Raw genomic sequence first — 16,811 nt, 5'->3', positions numbered from 1 at the left:
GAAGTGTTGAATCCTGGAATAAAAATTTACAATTTTTGCGTTTTACCCAGATAAAATTCATTGTCTATTGAAAATAGAGTCATTAATTGCTCAAATTTTTTATCACCGACGCACAACTTGGACAGTCAACAGTCAACAGTCAACATTTCTGATTATGAAGCTATTCACTGGCTAATAAATCAAGGATAAGTGAAACTTTTGTTGTTGTTGCCATTAATGACAGGCTCAAATATGTGATGTCGATTATTTGACATCACATATTTGATTTTACTCCATTTGAATATGGCAGGAATTGATGGTTATGAGTTGTGTTGGATTATTAAAAATAATCCTAGGCTTGAAAATACTCCGGCGATTATTGATAAAGTAAAAGCCAGAAAGGTTGTGGATATTTCACAAAACCTTTTACGCGTGTGGAATTACTAAAAATTATCTTCAGACAGTTGCCTTGAAGTAGTGATTATTCTTCTTGTGGTAAAGCATCATCAATTTTCGGATTTTGGTTGCTATTAGGATTTTCTATCTTGTTATCTGTATCTGATATAGAAGGTTGGGAAATGAGCACTAACTCAGGTTCTTGATGTTGAATATTTCCCCATTCATCTAGAACATCTTTGATCAATACTTCTTGTAGCCAAATCTTAGCAACCACAGTCAAGGGTAGAGCTAAAAATAAACCTAAAAAACCAAAGAAGGTGACAAAAAATAGTTGGGAAATTAATGTTACAGCTGGTAGCAATGATACTCGATGCGCCATGACGGTGGGAGTAACGATGTTCGCATCAATCTGTTGAATAATAAAATAGAGAACAAAGACTAGGAAAGGTTTCCAGGGGTTATCCAACAAAGCGATCGCCATGGCTGGAACTAAACTTAATGTTGGACCTAAATTAGGAATTAAGTTAAGAAATCCTGCTAAAACTCCTAAAGCTAAAGCTGCCTTAACACCCAACACAGATAAGCCAATCACACTGAATATTCCCACAACACTCATGGCAATGAAAGCCCCTGCAATCCAACCCTCTAATGAAAGTTCGCATTGATCCAAAATCCCATGGATTCTGCTCCGATAAAATGAGGGAAACAAGCGAATAAATAATCTGCGATAGGCTTGAGGTTCTGCTAAGAACATTCCCGTTAATACTAGAACTAATAAAACCTTGAGCAGAACTTCCAAAGAGCCAGAAACAAAAGCAAAAGAGTTCCCTAATATCTGGTTGAGAAAAGGTTGTACCTGTTCAATGAGGCTATTGAGATTGGGGATATATGGAAGTAACTGACTGGGAATGAGGGTTTCTAGTTGTTGCAACCAACTATTAAAACGAGCAAAGCCTTGAGGAACCCGATAAGTTAGTTCTTGAAACTGCTGTACAAAAGGCGGTACAATCAGCCAGAAAAAAGAGAGAATGCCGACGAACAAAATAGCCACCGACAGAAAAACTGCCAAGCCAGGTTTGAAACCTAGGCGTTGAATGCGTTGCGCTAACCGATTTAAGCTAACAGCTAAAACCACTGCGGCAAATATCAGCAACAGCACCTGTCGAATTTGCCATAAGATATATAGGGAAAGAACTATGGCGATTAAGCCGATCCATTGACCAAGGTTCACAGGCTGTCTCCCAACTGTGTAATTCAGATTAGGTTAGCTGATTTTAGCAATTTATACTAATTTTGCTTCAGTGCTGACTGAAATCGCCACAATAAAGCCATTGCTATGATTATAGTTGGGGACAAAACTATCATCAGCGCATTAGCATCTGTTGCTGCTATGGATAAAATAGGTCCTATGTACTTAATGAGTACAGACAGCAAAGCGGAAAGCACTAGTAGTTTAACCACAAATCCGAGATTATTTTCCATTACAGTACGGCAATACACATTTTTATGTCGGGTACACCTGAAGTTAGGCAACTAAGGTTAGTTTCTAGATTGACACTCCCTTACCTTTAGGCTATGGGATTGTACATTCACCGTCAAAACTTGCTCAACCACCCTTAGTCCAAGGAAAGTAGAGGCTTCAACCCTTGTAGCGTTAATATGCCTGACGGCACGCTAGGCCAACGGGTATGCCCTCCTCTATTCTTTCCTAGACTAAGAACATTTACTGCTGGGTTTACATCTCTTTGTAACTCACAACCACAACTACATCTGTGGGTACGGGTAGAAAGAGACTTTTCCACAATTGCTGCATTTTTGAGATGTGTAATGTGGAGTAACACCAAAATATTCTAACCATTGAAAAAAGTACACCAAGCCTCATCGTTAATTGATTTAACAAGACAATGATTTTTTACCGTGTTCTTAACATTTACAGCGCATTTCATCTGAGCAGGTACAGAAGGGCAACCATGATGCCCACCCCACAAGATTTATGACATTAAGGTTTGTACTTTTTTTAATTTATTTACTTGAAAAGTGCTGTAAATCTTTCTGGGCGACTAAAGCGTTGGCTTTGTTTACGTTACGATTAAACTCAACGAGGCTATCACCAACCCCGTTGGTCTTCAAAACCGGACGTGAGACTTTCACCTCATCCGGCTCCTCAATAATGCAGTGTTTGTCACGCATACTTCAGGGTGCTGCTATCTCTAGCAGTCTTTGTATCATGGCAATGCCTGTGTAAGAGTTGAAGATTTTTATATTCATCCTTTCCACCTTGCGATTTTGGGATGATGTGGTCAACTTCCAGCACATCGTTTTCACGAAAATATAGTCCGCAGTAAGCACATTTACCCTTTTGCCGTTTAAGTAACGTAGTTACCCTTGTAGGCATTTCAGGACTTTTCCCCAATCTTATACTCCAATAAATCAGGTTTCCGTCGTATGGAGACGATTCGCCTTTAACTTTTACATGACGAACTATGGGGGTGTCGGCATGGTCAAGTAACCGGAGGGGATTTTTACCCTTTTCCTTGGTTGCGAATACCCAATTATCACCGCCTATCGTGTGCCAGTATTTATGTTTAATCCACTCCCATGATTTGAGTGGATGACGGTGTTTTGCCCATGTAACCAGCTTTTGATACACCAGGTTATCTAAGTCTGTGTAAGATTCCTTGCTTACTACAGTCGCATAATAGTTAGCCCAACCCCTGATAATAGGGTTTAGATGCTTGATAAGTGCCACTTGTGACACAGCCTTATGAGCCGTAATAACTTCCGCGATTTGGTCATAATGTATCTTGAGCTTTTCTCTACTTGGGGTGATGATAGTCTTAAAACCAAGTTTTTCACCGTTTGATGATTTTCCCGTTTGATATTTACTAACCAGATATTGTCTGATGGTATATCCTAGAAAGTCGAATCCTGGCTTTTCTTGTTCATACTGTTCTAATGTATGTACAAGTTTTGTTTTGCTTGGTTTTAATTCTAAACCCATGCCTTTTATCCATTCAGAGATTATATCTCTACACTTTTGGACAATGGTTATGTCTTCATGAAGAATCACAAAGTCATCGGCGTAACGGATTAGGCTTAGTTTATATCGGTTATCTCTCTTACTTCCTGGTAAGGTTTCCGCAAATTGCTTAATCCGTTCTTCCATCCCATGAAGGGCTATATTTGCCAGTAGCGGAGATATGACCCCACCTTGGGGCATTCCCTCAAGTGTTGGAAACAACTGCTTACCATCCATCACTCCCGCTTTCAACCAGGCTTTGATTTGCCTTCTTATGGTGGGGAATGTATTTAATTTTCTTAGCAGTGCTTCGTGGTTAATGCGGTCAAAGCATTTCGCAATGTCGGCATCTAACACATATTTGGCTTTGTACCTAATTGCATTGAAGATTGCTTCAATCGCATCATGGCATGAGCGTCCTGGTCTGAACCCATAACTGTTAGGCTCAAATCGCGCTTCCCATTCTGGTTCTAATGCCAGTTTGACCAGTGCTTGCAATGCACGGTCTTTCATTGTGGGTATACCTAAAGGTCGCTTTTCATCCGTTCCAGGTTTGGGAATCCATACTCGCCTAGTAGGATCGTCCTTAGAACTCAGTTTGAGTTCTTTTACAAGGCGCAAACGTGCTGCTGGGGATAGAGATTTTACCCCGTCCACTCCTGCTGTTTTCTTACCTGTATTATCCTGAGTTACCCTACGAACCGCAATCAATTTTGCATACCAGGACTTCATCAACGTCTTCTGGAGTCTACGAACTGCTTTTACATCACCACGATTAGAAGCTCTATAGATGCGCTTTTGTAGCTTGAAGACTACCCTTTCAATTTTCTTCCAAGGTATGTCTTTCCATTCCACCGTAGTCTCTAAACTCGTATTAGAAATATTTACTACTACTTGTACCTCTATAATCTGCATTATCGTGAGTCCGTCTGCATATCCTTGGTATTACCCAAGGCATTCGCTTCTGACTCAATCTTTCCAGTTCGCAGCATCCGGTTAGCACCTACTCAATCATCGACCTGATTGAGAGCATACGAATGGTTACTTCGTTCCGAGAGTTCATACTATGTGTCTTTAGAGTTCTACTCTCCACCGGGTTTATTGGGAGTGCAAGTTGGTCGCATAGCGACACGCCAACCCCTTAACCTTTGCCTTTTGGCTCCAGTGTTTCAGCCTTATTTCACTGGTTCAAGATCACGATGGTTCAAGCGTAGATTCAGTTTCCTTACTCATGGACACTTCGCTCGACGGGTACTTACATAGGCTTGAAGTAGAGCCGCCTTTCACCCCCGTTTCAGGGATTGATGGCTAGTCGTTACCCTGGGGGACATGGCTAAGAAACCATGCTCTGTGTGCCGTCAACGCTGCACCTGCGCGGTAGGATTCTCACCTACATGAAACTCTCAGTTGTCAAGGTTCAGTACCTTGCGGGTAATCTTCCACTCATTACAGAGTTAGTTTCTACCCAACGAATCACACCGCCAGTCTCTTGGCGTGTTCATTCCCTAGCCCACTTACTTTTAGGTGCTTTCGAGCATATCTAGCCCCTGCTTTTCGTCTTTGATTCTTCCCTTTTTTCTTTGGTGTAAATTAGACGTCGAGAGTGTTTAATGGATTTTTATGCTTTTTTATAATAATCAAAAAAAGCCAAACAGACAACCGAAAACAAGGCAGTTTGGCGGGAGTTGACTAATTTTGTTAAATTTTGGATATGGGCGGAAAAGGTAGAAAATAATCAAGTTCAGCAAGGGGTTGTGGATAGCCATCCCACTGAGTATACTATCAAAACCCAGTGGGAAGTTATTGCCGAAACAGTACTGATGAAATCTTTACCGGCTTAATGCTGTTCAAAGCGATCGCTGTAAACACGAGCGATCGCTTTTTTGGTTTTATCGCATTGTTCAGCAAGTCAGGAGTTATTTAACTTCACCAAACGCATGTTCTACGTCTGCCATGTTGCCATATTCTCTTTCTGGCATTTGTTGGAGGATGTCAATAATTTCCTGGCTGGCATTCTTCTCTCTGGCATGGTTGACTAAATTTTGTTTGTTTGCCGGAAAATCTATGCCACTGAGGCTTTTTGAAATATCAACCGCAGATACTGCCATAACTCAACCTCTATTAATTGGTTCTTGAATCTAGGCTATTGGTGATCGCTGTCTCTAATTCTCTACCTAGGGTTGTATCTTAAGTATTAAAATTCTTGTGATTTCATATACATGGAAACTTGAATTTTTTAACCTGTATAGTCAAACAAGATATTTTTGGCTAATTTAGTTGCGTGTAGATGCTGGTTAATTTTGCTCATAACCCTATTAATTGGGTCTTTAATCAGCTTCTTTGCCAAATTTTAATTGTTTTATCCAAACTTGCAGAAACTAACATTTCACCGGAATCTGTAAAGGCTAGATCTGTAATTGTATGACTATGACCAGTAAAAGTAGCTAACAATTCCCCTGTTTGTAAATGCCACAATTTGATGCTTTGATCTGCACTACCACTGGCAATAATTTTTTCGTCGGGACTGAGGGCAATGGTATATATTTTGTCACTATGCCCTTTGAGGGTACGAATTAACTTCCCTGTGCCCAAGTGCCAAATTTTAATTGTTTGGTCCCAACTACCACTGACTAACAGTTGAGCATCCGCAGTTATGGCCAGGGAAGGTACGATGTGAGAATGACCAGTGAGGGTATGTAAGGGCGGTGAATCTTTAAGAATTTTTGCCTGGGGGCGCTGTGAAGTATGCCAAACTTTAATTTTGCGGTAGCTACCTGTAACCAAGGTCTGGCCATCTTGACTGAGAACCAGGGAATGAGCAGCTGTATCATCCAAAGATAAAGCGATCACTGCCTGACGTTGGATCAGATCCCAAAACAAAACTTTTCTATCATCTCCGGCCGTTACTAACATCAGTCCATTTGGTGCAAAAGCAACGCATCTCACCATCCCATTATGCTTGTGGAGGATATCGATCAAATCTAGTGCGCCTATGTGCCAAATTTTAATTGTTGAATCTGCACCAGCACTGACTAAAATTTGTCCATCTGCACTAAAAGCCAGGGAATTGACTTGATTTACCTGCCCAGACATTACCCAAGGATAGTCTGATAATGTTTCTATTAATTCACCCTTGGTTAAATCCCATAGCTTTATTTCGCCAAGACTACCACTTGCCAAGATGGGGGCAGTTTTGCCATTTTTAAACCTCGAACTAAAAGCGAGACAATAAATTCCTTTCCTGTGGCCTTTCAATGTTTGCCAACATTCCCAATCACCAACTAGTTGCTTTTGGGGATGTTCTGAGGGCAAAGTTTGAATTGTTTCTGCTATGTTGCTTTCATCTAATAGCGATGTATCTTTTTTGAGATTCTTTTTGGTGGTTAATGATTCTAAATACCAACTCAAGCCCCCAGCGTATAGCAAATTACTGGGATTAACATACAGTTTTGATTCTGTAAAGTTAATTTGGTTGGTCGGTAAAAAACCAGCAACTATGGCGTGCTTTTGGTAACCTGATTCACTGGTGGATGGATAAAATAAACACAGAAAAATTAATACTTCATAATTCTTGAAATCTTGTTGAGTAACTGTCCACTTAATTTTATTTTTCTTAATTCCATTAAAACTTTCTCCATCAGCTGCGTAAACTTGAATACTCAACTTGGGATGATCTGTCAGCACATAACTAAATTTGCTTTCCCCGCGCAAATTTCCCTCATCATCCAAGACCATGTTTTGTAAGGTGTCTTGTGGCAATTTCTTCACTAATTTCCCCAGACGTTCAGCTATGACCAGTCTGACAATTTCCTCTCGCGCAATATAATCTTGTACTTGCTGCTGGAAGTATTTAGGAAAAGGTATCACCCAGTCAGGGGCTTCGGGATAATCAGGTGGTGCGGGGGGTGGATTTTTGGCGATAATTTCGGCTTGTTGGCGGGAAAATTCTACTATTTTAAGGAGTGGGTCACCTGAAAATGCTATAATTTCACTGTGGCATCCCTTGACTTGACTTTCCAACAAAGATAATTCGTAGGTTTTAGGTTTTTTTATTCGCTGAAGGAAATCAGCTTGTTGAGCTTTTAGTAAGCTAATCCAATCCATCTGCATTTGGTGTAGCACAACAATATTGCTTATCTAAATTAAGCTATATCAATAGATATAAGAGATATGGTAAATCAAGATCCACAAGTAATTAATAATTAATATGACAAGTGCATCTTACATTTTTCTGGCTGGAGCAAGTCGTGGTGTTGGTCGAGAAATTGCCCAAAGTTTATCATTACAAAATGTCCAATTAAAAGCGCTGGTGAGAAGCGAAGCTGCTGCTACTGAACTAAAAGCCATGGGTATTGAACCTGTAATGGGAGATGCGTTAAATGTTGGCGATGTAGAACGTGCAATACTTGCTGATAAGCAGATCCACACAGTTATTAGTACCATTGGCGGCTTACCTTCGGAAGGTCAAAGGGCTGATTACCTCGGTAACAAAAATCTCATTGATGCTGCGGTTAAGGCTGGAGTACAAAGGTTTATTTTGATTTCTTCCATTGGTACTGGTAATAGTGCTGGTGCTTTACCTCCTCAAGCTTTAGCAACACTGGGGCTTGTATTAGTCGAAAAAGATAAAGCAGAACAACATTTAATTGCTAGTGGGCTGACCTATACAATCATTCGTCCTGGTGGATTAAAATCGGAAGCGGCAACAGGCAATGGTATTTTAACTGAAGATACCCATATTGTTGGTACCATTCATCGTTCGGATGTAGCCCAGTTGGTTTGTAAGTGTTTAAATTCAGAGCGTTGTCACAATAAAACCTTGTCTGCGGTGGACAAAAATATGGTAGCTGGGCAACGAGAGTTTGTAGAATTTAGTTTGGATTAATCAGGTACTGACAACTGGGGGTTGGAAAGGGATATTTCCTGATCCCCCTTCCCTAGTACAGCCCGTAAACCTTGCACTAATCTGTCCAAAGCTAATTTTGCGGTATTTTGTTGTAATGCACCATAAGCAACCCGCAGATAACATCCATCTGTCATGCCAAAGGTTGTACCGGGAATAACTGCCACTTGATGTTCCTGAATTAACTTTTTAACTAATGCAAAGGCATCCATTTGAGTGTGAACTTTGAGGAAAAAATAAAAGGCACCATGGGCAGGGGCTATGCTACATAAACCTTTTAAGCTTGTGAGGGAATCAATGACTATTTCCCGCACCTGAGCGATGGCACCTATATTTTTCTGTAAATATTCTTCTTTTGCTTGTAACGCTCCTAACGCTGCATACTGAGAAATTACTGGCGGACAAATCAAAATTGTATCTTGAATTTTTTTCACTGGTATAAACAAGTGCTGAGGTATGACCATATATCCAATACGCCAACTAGCAAAACCATAAGCTTTGGAAAGACTATACAAAGAAATGGTGTAGTTGCTACTACCACTAAATCCCCCAGGGGAAATGTGTTTTACTCCGTTATAGGTAAAATGTTCATAGGCTTCATCACTAATGTGGTAAATGCCATGAGTGCCACAGATTTGATTGACTTGTTGTAATGCAGGTTCTGAATAAACAACACCTGTGGGATTGTTGGGGGAAATTGTGACTACAGCCCGTGTTTTTGGGGTAATTGCTTGGGCGATGGCCTGTGGACGCAGTTGATAATTTTCATCTGTTGCTACCAAAACTACACGACAACCTGCCATGGTGATAGCCATTTCATGATTAAAATAGTAAGGTGTATTCAGAATAATTTCGTCCTCTGGGGAAGTAATCGCTAGAATAGCATTCATAAACGCCATATTACTGCCAGCAGTCACCACAATACGATGAGCTTGATTAATTTCAATGCCGTTGAAGCTTTGCAGTTTTGCGGCTAGGGCTGTCAATAATGGGGGAATTCCTTCAACTGCTTTGTACAAATTATTACTTGATTCTGCTATAAATTGAGGCAGGAGCTCAATGGCTTCTCGGGGTGGTGTGTATGAAACTACACCTTGTCCTAAAGAAATGGTTCCGGGATTGTTGTGAATCAGTTCCCCAACCACAGGAATGATTGGCGACTGTACCGCGTGCATACGAGAGGTTAGGGAATCCATCATTGTATCTAAGTTTAATTTGTTACGACACACAAAGGAGCTTGTTGAGGTCATCGCTGGCCTGTAATTACCATTTTTACACCACGAGCAGGAGCAAGGGTAACACCTCTACGGCGGGGTACTTCTGGTTGAGTATCAACCAATGCGAGTTGATAGCGTGACAGGATTGTTGCTAATACTAGCTTCATTTCAAATATCGCCAAGGCCTCGCCCATACAGCGGCGCACACCGCCACCAAAGGGGATAAATTCATAAGGAGAAAATTGACCTTCTATAAAACGCTCTGGTTTAAACTGCTTGGGTTCTGGGTATAAATCTTTACGCTGGTGAGTTAAATAAATACAGCCAGCTACTATTATTCCCGGTTCTAAAGAATATCCTAAGAGTTTGAGAGGTTCTTGTACTATTCTCGGAAATGTTAACATTGCTACGGGATGAATCCGCAAGGTTTCATTACAAACAGCTGTTAAATAAGGTAGGCGGAAAATGCTCATGGGGTCTGGTAAAGACCCAAGGGTATCTAGTTCTTGCAGCAGTTTTTCTCGGATTTCTGGGTGTTTGTGAATCAAATATAATGCCCAAGAAATTGAAGTGGCTGTGGTTTCATATCCAGCCAACAACAAAGTCATCAATTCATCACGTAACCCCTGATCTGTCATAGAGTTACCGACTTCGTCTTTTGCTGATATTAGTAGAGAAAGGATATCAATCCGATTTTCAGGGTTTTGCCGTCGGCGTTCAGCTATTTCAGCGTAAATTAACTGGTCTAGTTGTTGTCTATTTCTTAAAAACTTGGACCAGGGACTCCAAGGGCCTAAATCCTTCTGTAGAAAGGGAAAAAATAATAAACTAGAAGTCAAAGGTGAGCGAAATAGATCTGTTATCAATAGCAGTTGTTTTTTGAGTAGCTGAGTGCGTTCTCCCTCATGGACACCGAACACAGTTTGTAAGATAACTTGCAACGAAATATCTTGTGTAGCATTGCGAGTAGTGAAGGGTTGATCTGTGGGTAATTGACTCCAGACTGTTTCTGTAATCTGACGAATTAACTCACCATAACTTTTCATGCGATCGCCATGAAAGGATGGCATTACTAGTTGTCGCCGTTTTCTATGGGGATCCCCATCCAGCATAAAAGTTGAATAGTTTCCCACTAAGGGGAGCAAAATTTTATTCTTGCTACCAGCAGCGAAAAATTTTTTGCGATCATTGGTTAAAATTTCTTGCAGCCCTTGGGGATGGTTAACAAATACCATCTTGTTACCAAAACCGAGTACATCAGAGGTAAAAATGTCAGGATATTTTTGAACGGATTGTTCCATATACCTGACGGGATCACCCACCCACTGTAATTGTTGGAAGAAAGAAGGAATTTTCAGAGGATTAGGTGCTGACATGAAGTTTCTGCTCTAGAAATTGTCAATATTTACTTTAACTTTTCAAATTCTCCTTTGCACCGGAGTTGCTGGATGCAAAAGGTTGAATCCAGCCGTTGTGGATAGCGGTATCAACAGCGATCGCTCCCATAGTAAACCAGCAAACACTTTCTGCTGCTTGTACTAAATTAGGTAAAACAGTACCGGCACAATCAATCTGAGTTAAGCCCCGCACTAAACCAAAAGCTAGTACACCACCAGATTTGAGTTGAGGATTTTGATCCCTACGGATGATATAGCGGTAGGTCACACCAAATAACAAGCCGGAGAAAGCGGCAATTCCCCCACTAAGCCACCAACGCCAATTTATATCTGCTTGCAAACTTGAGAGTGTCGGAAAATACTTGGCTAATATCAGAGTATTCACCAAACTGGTAATCAAAAAAGCCAGACACAGAGACGAACCCGCAACTGTTCCAGCTTTGAGAGATTCTAAGCGTTCTGCCAGCAGTTGAATATCTGAAATTTCCTTCACTTTCTATCTACCTGAATTAACCGGACTTTATATAACAACTTAGTAACACTGTTGCAGAATCAACTGCCCTTTCCCATTATGATAAAGATAAGAGAAGTTTTGTAATTATTTAGAAAGTAAAACTATGGCAATTTTAACACTGGGTTGGGTATCACTGTTGGTTGTGTTTACTTGGTCAATCGCAATGGTAGTTTGGGGACGTAACGGACTATAGAGAAATCGTGGAAAATCCTTTCCTGAACATTTTGGCTTTACTAGCCTTATTGCTCCTGGTGGCGGTTACTGGTGGCGTTGGCTATTTGACTCTAGCAGATTGGCGCGATCGCCGTCGCCGAGAAGAAGAAAAACGTGAAATCCGACGCAGTTCTCCCAAACGGCGATAATTCATTCACAGTTAAAAAATCCTTTTGTAGGGATATAAACATATTATGTCCCTACACTTTTCTCTGGAAAAGTATTTAGTTTAAAGAAAAAATCACTGCTCGTAACCCGCCCCAAGGGCTAGTAAATGAATCAAAATATCTATCTAAATCTATCTAAATATCTTCATATTTTCTTAAACAAGAACCTATTATTAAGACATGAGTGTTGACCACAGTCTCCTGACCAATGCGGTATCAAGGGAAGGAAACATGGGGGAAACGAAGCTAAAGGAAAGGTACCGGACTTTTTATTCAAGAAGTCCGATACCTGTCCTTTTCTGCAAGCCTTTTGCGCCTTGGCTAGTCGTTAAAGTTGTTTCACTTCTAAAACTAATTTGGCGACCATATCTTTAGCGCTACCAAAAAGCATTGTTGTTTTTTCCTTGTAGAACAATTCATTATCTACACCGGCAAAACCTGTACTCATCCCGCGCTTAATGACAATTGTCTGCTTCGCCCGATCTACTTCCAAAATCGGCATTCCATAAATGGGACTATTAACATCACTACGGGCCGCAGGATTGACTACATCATTGGCCCCAATTACCAAAGCTACATCAGCAGATTCTAATTGAGGATTGATATCATCCATATCATACAACTGCGTATAAGGCACATTAGCCTCGGCTAACAAGACGTTCATGTGTCCTGGCATTCTTCCAGCTACAGGGTGAATGGCATACTTAACATCAACACCCATCCGTTCTAACTGGTCTGCTAACTCTCGCACACTATGCTGTGCTTGGGCAACAGCCATGCCATAACCAGGTACAATCACTACGTTACGGGCATAACCCAACATCATCGCGCCTTCTTCAGGATCAATACTGCGGACAGTTTGATTAACTGTAGCACCTGTGGCAGTACCAGCACCCACGGTAACAGCCCCACCAAATGCACCAAACAAGACGCTGAATAGAGAACGATTCATTCCCTTACACATAATTTGGGTGAGGATTAAGCCAGAAGCCCCCACAAGTGCGCCAGCGATAATCAACATATTGTTCATTACCACAAACCCGGCCGCTGCGGCTGCTATCCCAGATAAGGAGTTCAACAGCGAAATTACCACAGGCATATCGCCCCCGCCAATGGGGATAACAAACATAACACCCAAGACCAAAGAAACTCCCACTACTGCGAAGAATATGGGTAAGCTATCCGGTGTGATGATTAAATAGGCACTGCCTACTATGTAACCAGTCAAAAGCAAAAGGTTCAATGTTTGCTGGAACGGTAATTTAATCGGCGCACCACTGATTAAACCTTGTAATTTGGCAAAGGCGACAAAACTACCTGTGAAGGTAACTCCACCGATTAACACATCCAGCAAAATGGAAATGTTGACATCTAGAGGTATGGGCTGAGAAGCTGCGATTAACCGCCAAAATTCGGCAACGGCGATGATTGCGGAAGCAGCACCACCCAAACCATTCAGTAAACCCACCATTTGGGGCATTTCTGTCATTTGGACTTTGTAAGCGGCGATAGCACCGATTGCCGTACCAATAGCCAAGCCCAACAAAATCATCTCATAGTTCAATACTTGCTGGTCTAAGAGTGTTGCTACAATGGCCAGCAGCATTCCTACAGCGGCTATCACATTACCATTGCGGGCTGTAGCTGGTGAACCGAGTTTTTTCAACCCGAGAATGAATAATGATGCAGCGACTAGGTATGCTAGTTGAATCCCTGTTGGTAGAAAATCCCTCACGCCTTAACTTCCTTTTTCTTAAACATTTGCAACATGCGATCTGTAACGAGAAAACCACCGACAACATTGACTGTTGCCAGTATTACAGCAATCAAACCAAGAATCACTGATACACTGGTATTTTTCGCACCGGCAGCTACAATTGCTCCTAATACAGCAATACCAGAAATGGCATTTGATCCCGACATTAAAGGTGTGTGTAATGTTGGTGGTATTTTGTTAATGACTTCAAAGCCAATAAAAGATGCCAACACAAACACAAACAAAGCAGCAAGTAATGTATCTGTCATGAAATAAAAACTCCTGTTGAGAACCGCTAATTGACACAGACCAATACTGGTAAGTTATGGTGGGTGTTCATGGGTGGTAAATTAGTGTGTACCAATCTGAGTAGTCACGGCTTTTAGCGCATCCCGGACGCGTTGGTTGCGAATTTCTCCAGCGTGGGTAATACAAGCGGCATTAATGATGTCGTCGGCAAAGTCTAACTGTAAAGCTTTGTCCTTAACTAATAATTGCAGCAAGGATGCCAAGTTCTTAGAGTACAACTGGCTGGCGTGAACAGGCATCGATGAAGGCAAATTAATGGGGCCAATAATTGTTACCCCATTCCAGACAATATCTTTGCCCGCTTCAGTGCAAGCGCAGTTACCACCCTGTTCTGCGGCTAGATCCACAATTACCGAACCTGGTTTCATCTGTGCTACCATTTCTTCCGTCACTAGCAGTGGTGCTTTTTTCCCTGGTACTTGGGCGGTGGTAATCACTACATCGGCATTTTTGACGTGTTCAGCCACAAGTTCTTGAGTACGTTGTTTGCTGGCTTCGGAAATTTCTTTGGCATAACCCCCAGCCGCGGTTGTTTCTTCTTCGAGTTTGACTTCGACGAATTTAGCTCCTAGACTTTGTACTTCTTCTTTCACTGCCGGACGAATATCAAAGGCTTCTACCATGGCACCTAAACGTCTGGCTGTGGCAATGGCTTGCAATCCTGCCACGCCAGCACCCATAATAAACACTTTAGCGGGGGCGATGGTGCCTGCAGCTGTTGTCAGCATAGGGAAATATTTTGGTAATGCTGCCGCAGCAATTAATACTGCTTTGTAACCTGCCAGTGAAGCTTGAGAAGACAAAGCATCCATACTTTGTGCCCTAGTGGTACGGGGGATCATCTCCACACTTAAAGCTGTCACTTGACGATTTGCCAGTTCCTGGGCCAATACCGGATTTCCCAAAGGATTGAGGAAGCTGATTAATACAGACCCTTCCCGCAGCAATTCAATTTCTGATCCCCCATTTTCTCGTTCTTGGGGTGGGCTAACTTTTAACAAAATGTCTGCTTCCTGCCATAATTTAGCAGTGTCACCGATAATTGTGGCTCCTGCTGCTTCGTAGGCAGAATCACTAAAAAAAGCTCGCTCTCCTGCACCTGTTTCTATCCGTACTTCCAAACCTTGTTTGATTAATCGGGCAACGGTGTCAGGGTTTAATGCCACACGTCGTTCACAAACTTCAATTTCTTTAGCAACCGCTATTTTCATGAAATCTCCTGGAGATAAATACCTCTTTTTTGGGGAATATGCATGTAATTTTCCCCTGACTCAACTTTTGGGACATTCACCGTCTGTGATGGCTGTTCCTGATAAATTTAACCTTGAACTTTGGCTTTACTCTTCTTGGTTTTCCAGGGCAGCCTCACTTTGCCGCTTACAGATATCACGCTTGCTGATAGATAAAAACAGCTTTGCATATTGCAAATCCTAAATTAATTACCAAATTTGCATCTTTGTCTTTAGCTTGTTTTAGGGATTGCAAAATTTGAGTATTCCTTATTCACATATTTTTTAGCTTGATAGTTTCCTTATTATTTTTTAATGATGTTGCTTTTAATCAAGCTCATTTTTATTAATTTAGCCCAAGTTGATCAGCGATGGCTCACTACAAAAGTGAAATTTTATCACATTTTTTTAACTCTAGATACATTTACACATATTTAGCAACACAATCACATCCCCGATGTATTATCCACTTTTACTAGCATTGATAACTAAATGGTAAAATATTTACATACTAAATATATGGTCTTAGTATTTTTACTGTTACTCCCAGCCATATATGAGGCACTTTGTGTTTCGATTTAACGTCTCTTTTCAAAGTGTTAGTAGTCAAGTTTAGTTACGAAGGCTAAATTTTGGTTATTGAATAACAAACCTATTTGATGGTGGAGGAAGCCCATACTATGCCAAATTTACGATTTCTAGGTTCAAACCGCAAACTGCCTGTGAGACTACTTTCTGCTTTAGCCATGACTAGCTGTGTGCTGGCTGGGTTTCCATCTTTGAGTGAAGCCAACAGCTTACCGGGTATCACACTATTTGGCAGTATCAAAGCAGAAAATCAGTTACCCTTCAAATTTGATTTTGGTGGACAAGCTAATAGCTGGGATCGAATCAGACTAAGAATACCAGCCAAAAAAATGAATTTGGCAGTGGCTCAGTTTGCCGTTACCTACCCAAATTATTACGATGGGAGTTTCAACCCCAAAAAAGTTGAAGTCAAAGTCAGAGGTAAAAAAGTTCCTCTTAGTGAAGTGAAGTGGAACAAAGAAAGTCGCCTACTAGAAATTTTTCCCGAAGAACCTGTACCAGCAGGACGGGAAGTTGAGTTAGTCTTCTCTGACATCCAGACCCCGCCTTTTGGAGGAATGTATCATTTTAATTGCCAGATTCTCTCTCCTGGGGATGTACCACTGCTGCGTTATGTGGGAACCTGGGTTTTGAGTATCTCATAAACAGTGAACTACTCCAACTAAGCTGACGCTATAGTTGGAGGTTCTGGATTCATAGGCGAGTGCCGCAAATGAGACTTTAGCCCCATTTTTAGTCTTACCTCCCCGCAAGAGCTTTGTGTGTTGCACTATTTTCGGCTGGCTACGCCAGTAGGGTGCGTTAGCCAGGGGGTAAATGATATTTTTGTGCTAGAGATGTTAATATTTGACTATATCTGACCATATTTTTCTTAATATATAGCCACGTTGAATAAAAATTTATCGTTTTTACTGCTTGACGTGATACAATAGCGGATTGTAACTTTTTATAAAAATCGCCTAAGCGGAGAAAGATATGCAGAGAACCCTGGGCGGCACTTGCCGTAAAAGAAAAAGAACTTCTGGTTTTCGTGCCAGAATGCAGACACCCACCGGAAGAAATGTGATTCGGGCTAGGAGAAAAAGAGGTCGTCATCGTCTGAGCGTTTAGCAACTTTCCAG

General features: G+C 41.3%; 19 protein-coding genes and 3 pseudogenes. 8 read left to right on the top strand and 14 right to left on the bottom strand.

Annotated elements, in window-relative coordinates:
* Positions 1 to 188 precede the first annotated feature (188 nt).
* Positions 189 to 452: pseudogene (locus NWP25_RS10490) on the top strand (response regulator); the annotation flags it as partial.
* An 8-nt stretch (positions 453 to 460) separates the two neighbouring features.
* Here the strand turns inward: NWP25_RS10490 and NWP25_RS10485 are convergent.
* From NWP25_RS10485 to ltrA, 5 genes and pseudogenes are all read right to left on the bottom strand, one after another.
* A complete protein-coding gene (locus NWP25_RS10485) occupies positions 461 to 1,609 on the bottom strand; it encodes an AI-2E family transporter (protein ID WP_280650304.1) in 1,149 nt (382 codons plus the stop codon).
* A 56-nt stretch (positions 1,610 to 1,665) separates the two neighbouring features.
* Positions 1,666 to 1,860, bottom strand: coding sequence for a hypothetical protein (locus tag NWP25_RS10480; protein WP_280650303.1), 195 nt, complete (start codon positions 1,858 to 1,860; stop codon positions 1,666 to 1,668).
* Between the two features lie 57 nt (positions 1,861 to 1,917).
* A pseudogene (locus tag NWP25_RS10475) lies at positions 1,918 to 2,312 on the bottom strand (zinc ribbon domain-containing protein); the annotation flags it as partial.
* A gap of 88 nt (positions 2,313 to 2,400) precedes the next feature.
* Positions 2,401 to 2,568, bottom strand: a complete 168-nt coding sequence (locus tag NWP25_RS10470) for a hypothetical protein (protein WP_280650302.1) — start codon at positions 2,566 to 2,568, stop codon at positions 2,401 to 2,403.
* Positions 2,561 to 4,312 (bottom strand): group II intron reverse transcriptase/maturase, encoded by a 1,752-nt coding sequence (gene ltrA / locus NWP25_RS10465; protein WP_280699327.1) that lies wholly within the window; start codon positions 4,310 to 4,312, stop codon positions 2,561 to 2,563. The genes NWP25_RS10470 and ltrA overlap by 8 nt, the downstream gene beginning before the upstream one ends.
* Before the next feature lie 428 nt (positions 4,313 to 4,740).
* On the opposite strand from ltrA, the gene NWP25_RS10460 reads away from it, so the two are divergent.
* Positions 4,741 to 4,941: a hypothetical protein gene (locus tag NWP25_RS10460; protein ID WP_280650300.1), complete on the top strand. Its 201-nt coding sequence runs from the start codon at positions 4,741 to 4,743 to the stop codon at positions 4,939 to 4,941.
* Here NWP25_RS10460 and NWP25_RS18695 read toward each other — a convergent pair.
* A pseudogene (locus tag NWP25_RS18695) lies at positions 4,877 to 5,012 on the bottom strand (RNA-guided endonuclease TnpB family protein); the annotation flags it as partial. The gene NWP25_RS10460 and the pseudogene NWP25_RS18695 sit on opposite strands and share 65 nt — an antisense overlap.
* Positions 5,013 to 5,082: 70 nt before the next feature.
* On the opposite strand from NWP25_RS18695, the gene NWP25_RS10455 reads away from it, so the two are divergent.
* Entirely contained in the window at positions 5,083 to 5,238 is a 156-nt protein-coding gene (locus tag NWP25_RS10455) for a hypothetical protein (protein ID WP_280699325.1), read from the top strand.
* A 75-nt stretch (positions 5,239 to 5,313) separates the two neighbouring features.
* Here the strand turns inward: NWP25_RS10455 and NWP25_RS10450 are convergent, their stop codons facing one another.
* Together NWP25_RS10450 and NWP25_RS10445 are read right to left on the bottom strand one after the other, a co-directional pair.
* Complete coding sequence (locus NWP25_RS10450; RefSeq protein ID WP_280650298.1) at positions 5,314 to 5,505, bottom strand: DUF2795 domain-containing protein; 192 nt, start codon at positions 5,503 to 5,505, stop codon at positions 5,314 to 5,316.
* Positions 5,506 to 5,728: 223 nt separating this feature from the next.
* Complete coding sequence (locus NWP25_RS10445) at positions 5,729 to 7,501, bottom strand: WD40 repeat domain-containing protein (RefSeq protein ID WP_280650297.1); 1,773 nt, start codon at positions 7,499 to 7,501, stop codon at positions 5,729 to 5,731.
* 103 nt (positions 7,502 to 7,604) lie between these two features.
* Here NWP25_RS10445 and NWP25_RS10440 point away from each other — a divergent pair, with 103 nt between their 5' ends.
* Positions 7,605 to 8,282, top strand: coding sequence for an SDR family oxidoreductase (locus NWP25_RS10440; RefSeq protein WP_280650296.1), 678 nt, complete (start codon positions 7,605 to 7,607; stop codon positions 8,280 to 8,282).
* Here the strand turns inward: NWP25_RS10440 and NWP25_RS10435 are convergent.
* From NWP25_RS10435 to NWP25_RS10425, 3 genes are read right to left on the bottom strand one after another with little or no spacing between them, the layout of a single operon-like run.
* Positions 8,279 to 9,496, bottom strand: coding sequence for a pyridoxal phosphate-dependent aminotransferase (locus NWP25_RS10435; RefSeq protein WP_280650339.1), 1,218 nt, complete (start codon positions 9,494 to 9,496; stop codon positions 8,279 to 8,281). The two genes, NWP25_RS10440 and NWP25_RS10435, sit on opposite strands and share 4 nt — an antisense overlap.
* A 50-nt stretch (positions 9,497 to 9,546) precedes the next feature.
* Complete coding sequence (locus NWP25_RS10430) at positions 9,547 to 10,893, bottom strand: cytochrome P450 (protein WP_280650295.1); 1,347 nt, start codon at positions 10,891 to 10,893, stop codon at positions 9,547 to 9,549.
* A 34-nt stretch (positions 10,894 to 10,927) separates the two neighbouring features.
* Positions 10,928 to 11,407: a hypothetical protein gene (locus tag NWP25_RS10425; RefSeq protein WP_280650294.1), complete on the bottom strand. Its 480-nt coding sequence runs from the start codon at positions 11,405 to 11,407 to the stop codon at positions 10,928 to 10,930.
* Between the two features lie 124 nt (positions 11,408 to 11,531).
* Here NWP25_RS10425 and petN point away from each other — a divergent pair, with 124 nt between their 5' ends.
* Positions 11,532 to 11,621: a cytochrome b6-f complex subunit PetN gene (petN, locus tag NWP25_RS10420; RefSeq protein WP_010998401.1), complete on the top strand. Its 90-nt coding sequence runs from the start codon at positions 11,532 to 11,534 to the stop codon at positions 11,619 to 11,621.
* A 7-nt stretch (positions 11,622 to 11,628) separates the two neighbouring features.
* Positions 11,629 to 11,790, top strand: a complete 162-nt coding sequence (locus NWP25_RS10415; protein WP_280650293.1) for a hypothetical protein — start codon at positions 11,629 to 11,631, stop codon at positions 11,788 to 11,790.
* A 346-nt stretch (positions 11,791 to 12,136) separates the two neighbouring features.
* Here NWP25_RS10415 and NWP25_RS10410 read toward each other — a convergent pair whose 3' ends face one another.
* From NWP25_RS10410 to NWP25_RS10400, 3 genes are all read right to left on the bottom strand, one after another.
* A complete protein-coding gene (locus NWP25_RS10410) occupies positions 12,137 to 13,543 on the bottom strand; it encodes an NAD(P)(+) transhydrogenase (Re/Si-specific) subunit beta (RefSeq protein WP_280650292.1) in 1,407 nt (468 codons plus the stop codon).
* Entirely contained in the window at positions 13,540 to 13,833 is a 294-nt protein-coding gene (locus NWP25_RS10405; protein WP_280650291.1) for an NAD(P) transhydrogenase subunit alpha, read from the bottom strand. The genes NWP25_RS10410 and NWP25_RS10405 overlap by 4 nt, the downstream gene beginning before the upstream one ends.
* A gap of 81 nt (positions 13,834 to 13,914) precedes the next feature.
* On the bottom strand, positions 13,915 to 15,084 hold the full coding sequence (locus tag NWP25_RS10400) for a Re/Si-specific NAD(P)(+) transhydrogenase subunit alpha (RefSeq protein WP_280650290.1): 1,170 nt from the start codon (positions 15,082 to 15,084) through the stop codon (positions 13,915 to 13,917).
* A 698-nt stretch (positions 15,085 to 15,782) separates the two neighbouring features.
* Here NWP25_RS10400 and NWP25_RS10395 point away from each other — a divergent pair.
* Together NWP25_RS10395 and rpmH are read left to right on the top strand one after the other, a co-directional pair.
* On the top strand, positions 15,783 to 16,334 hold the full coding sequence (locus NWP25_RS10395; protein ID WP_280650289.1) for a DUF2808 domain-containing protein: 552 nt from the start codon (positions 15,783 to 15,785) through the stop codon (positions 16,332 to 16,334).
* A gap of 331 nt (positions 16,335 to 16,665) precedes the next feature.
* Complete coding sequence (gene rpmH, locus NWP25_RS10390) at positions 16,666 to 16,800, top strand: 50S ribosomal protein L34 (protein WP_006195534.1); 135 nt, start codon at positions 16,666 to 16,668, stop codon at positions 16,798 to 16,800.
* Positions 16,801 to 16,811 lie beyond the last annotated feature (11 nt).

It is taken from the genome of Umezakia ovalisporum Ak1311 (assembly GCF_029891685.1).
GTDB lineage: Bacteria > Cyanobacteriota > Cyanobacteriia > Cyanobacteriales > Nostocaceae > Umezakia > Umezakia ovalisporum.
The sequence above is the reverse complement of the archived record's forward strand: the minus strand, read 5'-3'. Positions and strand labels throughout refer to the sequence as shown.

What these genes read in the sequence shown, in the direction of transcription:
- NWP25_RS10480 (WP_280650303.1), bottom strand. Translation starts at nt 1,860, where the DNA reads ATGGAAAATAATCTCGGATTTGTGGTTAAACTACTAGTGCTTTCCGCT.
- NWP25_RS10470 (WP_280650302.1), bottom strand. Translation starts at nt 2,568, where the DNA reads ATGCGTGACAAACACTGCATTATTGAGGAGCCGGATGAGGTGAAAGTC.
- ltrA (WP_280699327.1), bottom strand. Translation starts at nt 4,312, where the DNA reads ATGCAGATTATAGAGGTACAAGTAGTAGTAAATATTTCTAATACGAGT.
- NWP25_RS10460 (WP_280650300.1), top strand. Translation starts at nt 4,741, where the DNA reads ATGCTCTGTGTGCCGTCAACGCTGCACCTGCGCGGTAGGATTCTCACC.
- NWP25_RS10450 (WP_280650298.1), bottom strand. Translation starts at nt 5,505, where the DNA reads ATGGCAGTATCTGCGGTTGATATTTCAAAAAGCCTCAGTGGCATAGAT.
- NWP25_RS10445 (WP_280650297.1), bottom strand. Translation starts at nt 7,501, where the DNA reads ATGGATTGGATTAGCTTACTAAAAGCTCAACAAGCTGATTTCCTTCAG.
- NWP25_RS10440 (WP_280650296.1), top strand. Translation starts at nt 7,605, where the DNA reads ATGACAAGTGCATCTTACATTTTTCTGGCTGGAGCAAGTCGTGGTGTT.
- NWP25_RS10435 (WP_280650339.1), bottom strand. Translation starts at nt 9,496, where the DNA reads ATGGATTCCCTAACCTCTCGTATGCACGCGGTACAGTCGCCAATCATT.
- NWP25_RS10430 (WP_280650295.1), bottom strand. Translation starts at nt 10,893, where the DNA reads ATGTCAGCACCTAATCCTCTGAAAATTCCTTCTTTCTTCCAACAATTA.
- petN (WP_010998401.1), top strand. Translation starts at nt 11,532, where the DNA reads ATGGCAATTTTAACACTGGGTTGGGTATCACTGTTGGTTGTGTTTACT.
- NWP25_RS10405 (WP_280650291.1), bottom strand. Translation starts at nt 13,833, where the DNA reads ATGACAGATACATTACTTGCTGCTTTGTTTGTGTTTGTGTTGGCATCT.
- NWP25_RS10400 (WP_280650290.1), bottom strand. Translation starts at nt 15,084, where the DNA reads ATGAAAATAGCGGTTGCTAAAGAAATTGAAGTTTGTGAACGACGTGTG.
- NWP25_RS10395 (WP_280650289.1), top strand. Translation starts at nt 15,783, where the DNA reads ATGCCAAATTTACGATTTCTAGGTTCAAACCGCAAACTGCCTGTGAGA.
- rpmH (WP_006195534.1), top strand. Translation starts at nt 16,666, where the DNA reads ATGCAGAGAACCCTGGGCGGCACTTGCCGTAAAAGAAAAAGAACTTCT.